This window comes from Bradyrhizobium genomosp. III, from assembly GCF_000261705.1.
GTDB lineage: Bacteria > Pseudomonadota > Alphaproteobacteria > Rhizobiales > Xanthobacteraceae > Bradyrhizobium > Bradyrhizobium ottawaense.
Map to the genome: position 1 here is coordinate 1 of NZ_AJQF01000299.1, position 5,997 is coordinate 5,997.

Annotated in this window: 5 protein-coding genes; all 5 read left to right on the forward strand. The window is 66.3% G+C overall.

Annotation, left to right across the window (positions count from 1 at the left end; all coding sequences use genetic code 11):
* A partial coding sequence (dut, locus tag IC66_RS0124895; protein WP_038949462.1) for a dUTP diphosphatase occupies nt 1-315 on the forward strand: 315 nt, incomplete at its 5' end.
* 294 nt (nt 316-609) lie between these two features.
* Nucleotides 610-3,114 (forward strand): sensor histidine kinase, encoded by a 2,505-nt coding sequence (locus IC66_RS0124900; RefSeq protein WP_038949463.1) that lies wholly within the window; start codon nt 610-612, stop codon nt 3,112-3,114.
* Complete coding sequence (tsaE, locus tag IC66_RS0124905; protein ID WP_038949464.1) at nt 3,111-4,637, forward strand: tRNA (adenosine(37)-N6)-threonylcarbamoyltransferase complex ATPase subunit type 1 TsaE; 1,527 nt, start codon at nt 3,111-3,113, stop codon at nt 4,635-4,637. The genes IC66_RS0124900 and tsaE overlap by 4 nt, the downstream gene beginning before the upstream one ends.
* A gap of 86 nt (nt 4,638-4,723) precedes the next feature.
* Nucleotides 4,724-5,041 carry a PilZ domain-containing protein gene (locus tag IC66_RS0124910; protein ID WP_018323417.1) on the forward strand — a complete coding sequence of 106 codons (318 nt, stop codon included), beginning with the start codon at nt 4,724-4,726 and terminating at the stop codon, nt 5,039-5,041.
* Nucleotides 5,042-5,159: 118 nt separating this feature from the next.
* Entirely contained in the window at nt 5,160-5,882 is a 723-nt protein-coding gene (locus IC66_RS0124915; RefSeq protein WP_028139485.1) for a nucleotidyltransferase family protein, read from the forward strand.
* Nucleotides 5,883-5,997 lie beyond the last annotated feature (115 nt).

The window sequence follows — 5,997 nt, forward strand, 5'->3', positions numbered from 1 at the left end:
CAATATGCGCTGGTGCCGACCGGCCTTGCGATCGCATTGCCGGCCGGGCACGAGGCGCAGGTGCGGCCGCGCTCGGGGCTTGCCGCCAAGCACGGCGTCACTGTGCTGAACGCGCCGGGCACGATCGACGCGGACTATCGCGGCGAGATCAAAGTGATCCTGATCAACCACGGCGCGGCACCGTTCGTGATCAAGCGCGGCGAGCGCATCGCCCAGATGGTGATTGCGCCCGTGGAGCAGGCCGCGCTGGTTCCGGTGGCCACATTGTCGGCCACGGATCGCGGCGCCGGCGGCTTCGGCTCGACCGGCCGCTAGTTTCTTACCTCTCCCGCTTGCGGGAGAGGTCGACGCGCAGAGCAGGGGAGGGAGCGCACCTGCTCCGCGGCGGCCATGTCGCCCAAATATTCAGCCCCGCTAACGCACGGCAATTTCAGCCGAATCATCCCGAAGAACTACGTGGGCGGGAACCCCTCCCCCGGCATTTTTTTGGGGCCGCCTTTGCGTTCACGATCTGGACTCTTACCGGCGGAGTCGCGGTGAGGGTATTGTCGTTTGATTCGCGCGCGACGGGGGTCGCCGCGCGTAAATTCGTGCGGTCTTGGGGCAACTATGTCAGGCGTGATCGTGTCGATGCGTCGGACGCTGCTGTCGTGCACATCGCTCGTGCGCAACGGCTTGTTGGGAGGCGCTCTTGCAGCGCTGCTGCCGGCTGCGCCGGCCGAGGCGGCCGACCTCATCGACACCCTCTCCATCATGCTGGATTTCAACCGGCAGGAACTCGCGGTGCTCGCCACCGCGCTGGCCTTGCTCGGCTTCTCGGTGGTGGCTGCGATCCTCTTGATGCGCACGCGCGTGCGCACCGCGAAGAACGAGGCGCGGCTGCGCGCACGAATCGGGGAACTCCAGCTCCAGGCCGACCGTTTCGGCGCGCTGCTGTTCGCCGAGCCGCAGATCCTGATCTCCTGGCCGGCCGGCGACAATCGCGCGCAGATCTCCGGCGACATCTCGATGGTGCTGCCGCGCGACTCCTCGCCGCAACGGGTGCTCGCATTCGGAACCTGGCTGCCGCCGGAGCCCGCGCTCCAGATGGATCATGCCGTCGATGCGCTGCGTGACCGCGGCGACGGGTTCCAGCTGACACTGACGACCGCGCATGGCCACACGCTCGAGGCCATCGGCCGCGCCATCGGCGGCCAGGCCATTGTCCGGATTCGCGAACTCTCGGGGCTCCGCCGTGATCTGGCCGAGACCAATCTGCGCTACAACGCGCTCTCCGACGAGACCGAGATGCTGCGCGGCTTTGCCGCCAACGCACCTTGGCCGATCTGGGCCAAGAGCGAGAACGGCGCGCTGACCTACGCCAACCCGGCCTATGTTCGTGCCACCGAGGCGAACAACGTCACCGACGCGCAGGAGCGCAAGCTCGAGCTGCTCGACAGCGCCGACCGCACCGCGATGGAACGGGGACTGAAGGACACCGCCAATTTCAACGCCCGGCTGCCGATTGTGATCAGCGGCGAGCGCCGCATCTACGACGTGCGCGCGGTCAATGTCGGCAGCGGCAGCGTCGGCGTCGCCATCGATGCCAGCGAGGCGGACGCGCTCAGCTCGGCGCTGGTCCGGATGGCGGAGGCGCATCGGCGCACACTCGACCAGCTCTCCTCCGGCGTTGCCGTGTTCGACGGTCAGCGCCGGCTCGCCTTCTACAACGATTCCTACCGCCGGCTGTGGGACCTCGACCGCACCTTCCTCGACGCCAATCCCGATGATTCCAGCGTGCTGGATCAGCTCCGTGCCGCGCGAAAACTGCCGGAGCAGCCGGACTTCCGTGCCTGGAAATCCAAGCTGCACGAGGCCTATCGCGCGGTCGAGACCACCAAGGACACCTGGTACCTGCCCGACGGCCGCGCGCTCTCGGTCGTCACCACGCCGAACCCGGAAGGCGGCGTCACCTATCTGTTCGACGACGTCACCGAGAGCCTCGAGCTCGCCCGCCGCTTCGACGGCATGATCCGTGTCCAGCGCGAGACGCTGGACAGCCTCGCCGAGGGCGTCGCGGTGTTCGGCAGCAACGGCAAGGCGCAGCTGTTCAACCCGGCCTTCGTCCGGATGTGGAAACTGTCGAGCGATGCCATGCGCGACGAGCCGCATATCCAGACGGTGGAGGGCTGGTGCCATCAGCTGTTCGACGACCCCACGGTCTGGCGCCAGATCCGCGAGGCCGTCACCTCGATCGAGAGCCGCGCCGACGTGCCGCTGAAGCTGGAGCGCAAGGACGGCAGCGTGCTCGACGGCATGATCCGCCCGCTGCATGACGGCGCGACCATGCTGACGTTCCAGGACATCACCGACACCGAGAACGTCGAGCGCGCGCTGCGCGAGCGCAACGAGGCTCTGGAGGCCGCCGACCAGATGAAGGTGGATTTCGTCCACCACGTCTCCTACGAGCTGCGCTCGCCGCTCACCACCATCATCGGCTTCGCGCATTTCCTCAGCGACCCCTCGACCGGGCCGCTGACGCCGAAACAGGCCGAATATCTCGACTACGTCACCAAATCGACCAACGCGCTGCTGGCGCTGACCAACAACATCCTCGATCTGGCCACCATCGACGCGGGCGCCATGAAGCTGGAACTCGGCCCGGTCGACGTCAGCAAGACCATCGAGCTCGCGGCCGAAGGCATCCAGGATCGGCTCGCGACCGACCGCATCCGCCTCAAGGTCGAGATCGCGCCCGATGTCGGCAGCTTCGTCGGCGACGAGAAGCGCGTGGTGCAGGTGCTCTATAACCTCCTCGCCAACGCCGTCGGGTTTTCTCCACAGGATTCCACCGTCGGCATCAGCGCGCGCCGCACCGAACGCAGCGTGGTCTTCACTGTGACAGATTCCGGGCCTGGAATACCTGCCGACATGAAGGACAAGGTGTTCAACTGGTTCGAAAGCCGCTCGCAGGGCTCGCGTCACCGCGGCGCCGGGCTCGGCCTGTCGCTGGTGCGCTCCTTCGTCGAGCTGCATGGCGGCAAGGTGCGGGTGGATTCGATCGTCGGCCGGGGCACGGTCGTGATCTGTGACTTTCCGACCGACCAGGCGGCGCATCGCGACGCCGCCGAATGAGCGCGCCCACCACATTCTCCGTCGCGCTTCACAACGAGACGGCCACCGCGCAACTGATGGCCGACCTCGCGCTGCTGGTCGGTCCCGGCGATGTCATCACCCTCACCGGCGATCTCGGCGCAGGAAAGACCGCGGCCGCCCGCGCGCTCATCCGCTACCTCGCCGGCGACGAGGCGCTGGAAGTGCCCAGCCCGACCTTCACCCTGGTGCAGGGCTATGAGCTGCCGCCCTTTCCGGTGATGCACGCCGATCTCTACCGCGTCGAGGATGAGAGCGAGCTCGAGGAGATCGGGCTGTCGCCGCTGCCCGATGCCACACTCGTCTTGATCGAATGGCCAGAGCGCGCGCCGTCGGCGATGCCACAGGATCGCATCGACATCGCGCTGACGCATCGGCCGGCACTGGGCTCGAATGCGCGCGCCGCCGACATCACCGGTTACGGCAAGGCGGCCGCCGCTGTCGCGCGGCTGCAGGCGCTGCGCGAATTCCTCGACGCCACTGGCTACATGGATGCGACTCGCAAGCGCATGGCCGGCGATGCCTCGACGCGCTCCTATGCGCGGCTGCTGCGCGACGATGAGATCGTCATCCTCATGAACTTTCCGCAGCGCCCTGATGGTGCTGCGACGTACAACGGAAAATCGTACAGCGCCGCGGTGCATCTCGCCGAGAACGTCAAGCCCTTCGTCGCCATCGACGAAGGCCTGCGCGCGCAGGGCATCTCGGCGCCCGCGATCCACCATTCCGACCTCGACCATGGCTTCCTGATCACCGAGGATTTCGGCAGCGAAGGCGTGATCGAAGGCGACCCGCCACGCCCGATTGCCGAGCGCTACGAGGCCGCGGCCGATGTGCTGGCCGTGCTCCACGGCAAGACGCTGCCGGAAACATTGCCGCTGGACGGACAGACCTACGACATTCCCCTCTTCGATGCTGAGGCGCTGCTGATCGAGATCAGCTTGATGCCGGAATGGTACCTGCCCGATCGCAACGCGCCGCTGAGCGAGGCGGCGCGCTCGGAATTCTTCGCGATGTGGCGCGAGCTGCTGAGGAAGCCGCTGGCCGCGCCGAGGACGTGGATCATCCGCGACTATCACTCGCCCAATCTGATCTGGCTTCCGGATCGCGCCGGCATCGCGCGCGTCGGCGTGATCGATTTCCAGGACACCGTGCTCGGTCCGCAATCCTACGACGTGGTGTCGCTGCTGCAGGACGCCCGCATCGACGTGCCCGAAAGTCTCGAGCTGACGCTGCTGTCGCGCTACATCAAGGCGCGGCGCGCTGGCGATGCCGGCTTCGATCCGGCCGGGTTCGCCGAGCTCTACGCCATCATGTCGGCACAGCGGAATACGCGGCTGCTCGGCACCTTCGCCCGCCTCAACCGCCGCGATGGTAAGCCGCATTATTTGCGTCACCAGCCGCGGATCTGGACCTATCTCCAGCGCTCGCTGGCACATCCCGCGCTGAGCTCTTTGCGCGACTGGTATCTCGCCAACGTCCCTCCGCCCCAAAGTCCGGCCTGATTCGGAGGCCGATTTACCAGCTGTTAGCCAAGACGCCGGTATTCTGGCGGCGAGGCAGCCGGATCATTACGGGCTGGAGCGGGCAGATGGCGGTAAAGACGGACCAGCGCGGCAACAGCCGGGTTGTCTTCGAGCGCGGGATCTCGGCCCAGATGATGGGGATCGACGGCACCTGGCGGCGCGACTGCACCATGGAGGACGTCTCCGAGACCGGCGCCAAGCTGACCATCGACGGCTCGGTGGAGGGCCTCCATCTGAAGGAGTTCTTTCTGCTGCTGTCGTCCACCGGACTTGCGTACCGGCGTTGCGAGCTGGCCTGGGTCAATGGCGACCAGATCGGGGTCAATTTCCTCAAGCTCGGCGACAAGAAGAAAAAGGCGCGTTCCACAGCCGTCGGGGCATGATGGCAACACCCGTCGTACAACCGTCACGGCGGGTGGTTAAGGCGGTTGAGATGCGGTGCGGCTGATCGAACCTCGTGTTAGGATTGCTGCGAACGCGAAAGGTCTGAGAAAGCGAAGGATGTCCGTCAAACCGACCAAAGCCATGGTGCTCGCCGCAGGGTTTGGCCTGCGCATGCGTCCCCTGACGGACAAGATGCCGAAGCCGATGGTGCCGGTGGCCGGCCAGCCACTGCTCGACCACGTGCTCGACAAGCTCGGCCAGGCGGGCGTGACCGAGGCCGTGGTCAACGTGCATTACCTGCCGGACCAGATCATCGATCACGTCGCATCGCGCCAGCTTCCGCGCGTGACAATTTCTGACGAGCGCGACCAGGTGCTCGGCACCGGCGGCGGCGTGGTCAAGGCGCTGCCGTTGCTCGGCCACGCACCGTTCTTCCACGTCAATTCCGACACGCTCTGGATCGACGGCGTGCGCTCCAATTTGACGCGGCTCGCCGAGAATTTCGACCCCGCGCGCATGGATATCCTGCTGCTGATGGCGCCGACTGCGACCAGCATCGGCTATAGCGGTCGCGGCGATTACGGCATGCTGCCCGACGGCGCCCTGCGCAAGCGCAAGGAAAAGGAAGTCGTTCCGTTCGTCTATGCCGGCGCTGCGATCCTGTCACCATCGATCTTCGAAGGCGCGCCGCAGGGCGAGTTCTCGCTGACGAAAATGTTCGATCGCGCCAACGAGCAGGAGCGGCTGTTCGGCCTCCGCCTCGACGGCGTCTGGATGCATGTCGGCACGCCCGACGCCGTGCACGCCGCGGAAGAGGCGTTTCTGGAGAGCGTGGCGTAGGGCCGGTCCCGAACGCGGTGCCGTAGGGTGGGCAAAGGCGCCCTAGCGCCGTGCCCACCATCTCTCTCGATGGCAAAATGCGTGGGCACGCTTCGCTTTGCCCACCCTTGTATTA